This window comes from Thalassobacillus sp. C254 (genome assembly GCF_001310615.1).
In genome coordinates this window covers 1-2,000 of the sequence record NZ_BAXQ01000061.1, presented here as the reverse complement: position 1 = coordinate 2,000, position 2,000 = coordinate 1, and the positions used below count along the sequence as shown (strand labels likewise).

At 52.2% G+C, this 2,000-nt stretch carries 1 rRNA gene; it reads right to left on the bottom strand.

The annotated features are described in order from the left end of the window. Positions 1 to 1,894, bottom strand: a 23S ribosomal RNA gene (locus tag JCM19033_RS21575); the annotation flags it as partial. Positions 1,895 to 2,000 lie beyond the last annotated feature (106 nt).

The window sequence follows — 2,000 nt, the reverse complement described above, 5'->3', positions numbered from 1 at the left end:
TCTCCTCTTAACCTTCCAGCACCGGGCAGGTGTCAGCCCCTATACTTCGCCTTGCGGCTTCGCAGAGACCTGTGTTTTTGATAAACAGTCGCTTGGGCCTTTTCACTGCGGCTCTCCGGGGCTTTAACACCCTAGAGAGCACCCCTTCTCCCGAAGTTACGGGGTCATTTTGCCGAGTTCCTTAACGAGAGTTCTCCCGAGCGTCTTAGAATTCTCATCCCACCTACCTGTGTCGGTTTGCGGTACGGGCACCTCTCACCTCGCTAGAGGCTTTTCTTGGCAGTGTAGGATCAGGAACTTCGGTACTATGATTTCCCTCGCCATCACAGCTCAGCCTTATAAGAAGCGGATTTACCTGCTTCTCAGCCTACCTGCTTGGACGCGCATATCCAACAGCGCGCTTACCCTACCTTTCTGCGTCCCCCCATTACTCAAATGGTGAGGAGGTGGTACAGGAATTTCAACCTGTTTCCCATCGCCTACGCTTTTCAGCCTCGGCTTAGGACCCGACTAACCCTGAGCGGACGAACCTTCCTCAGGAAACCTTAGGTTTTCGACGGAAGGGATTCTCACCCTTCTTTTCGTTACTCATACCGGCATTCTCACTTCAAAGCGCTCCACTGGTCCTCACGATCCAGCTTCTCAGCCTTTGAACGCTCCCCTACCACGAACACCTGATGGTGTTCATTCACAGCTTCGGTGATACGTTTAGCCCCGGTACATTTTCGGCGCAGAGTCACTCGACTAGTGAGCTATTACGCACTCTTTCAATGATGGCTGCTTCTAAGCCAACATCCTAGTTGTCTAAGCAACTCCACATCCTTTTCCACTTAACGTATACTTGGGGACCTTAGCTGGTGATCTGGGCTGTTTCCCTCTTGACTACGGATCTTAGCACTCGCAGTCTGACTCCCGAGAAATAAGTCTCTGGCATTCGGAGTTTGACTGAATTCGGTAATCCTGTAGGGACCCCTAGTCCAATCAGTGCTCTACCTCCAGGACTCTAACTCGAGGCTAGCCCTAAAGCTATTTCGGGGAGAACCAGCTATCTCCGAGTTCGATTGGCATTTCACCGCTACCCACACCTCATCCCCGCAATTTTCAACTTGCGTGGGTTCGGGCCTCCAACAGGTGTTACCCTGTCTTCACCCTGGACATGGTAGATCACACGGTTTCGGGTCTACGACCACGTACTATGGCGCCCTGTTCAGACTCGCTTTCGCTGCGGCTCCGCCTCTTCAGCTTAACCTTGCACGGGATCGTAACTCGCCGGTTCATTCTACAAAAGGCACGCCGTCACCCATTAACGGGCTCCGACTACTTGTAAGCACACGGTTTCAGGATCTCTTTCACTCCCCTTCCGGGGTGCTTTTCACCTTTCCCTCACGGTACTGGTTCACTATCGGTCACTAGGGAGTATTTAGCCTTGGGAGATGGTCCTCCCGGATTCCGACGGGGTTTCACGTGCCCCGCCGTACTCAGGATCCACTCCGGAGGAAACGAAGTTTCGGCTACAGGCTCTTACCTTGTCTCGCAGGTCGTTCCAGACCGCTTCGCCTACTTCGTTTCTTTGTAACTCCAATGGAGTGTCCTACAACCCCAGGGTGCAAGCACCCTGGTTTGGGCTGTTTCCGTTTCGCTCGCCGCTACTCAGGAAATCGCATTTGCTTTCTCTTCCTCTGGGTACTAAGATGTTTCAGTTCCCCAGGTCTGCCTTCTTACACCCTATGGATTCAGGTGCAGATCCTATCCCATTACGGATAGGGGGTTCCCCCATTCGGATATCTCCGGATCAAAGCTTACTTACAGCTCCCCGGAGCATTTCGCTGTTCGTCGCGTCCTTCTTCGGCTCCTAGTGCCAAGGCATCCACCGTGCGCCCTTTCTAACTTAACCTATTAGGTGGTTTGTTTCTAAGTCACGCCTCGAAAGTTCCACTTTCATGAAACTCCGGTGTGATTTTTGGCTCTATTTCTTCTGTTATCCAGTTTTCAAAGAACGA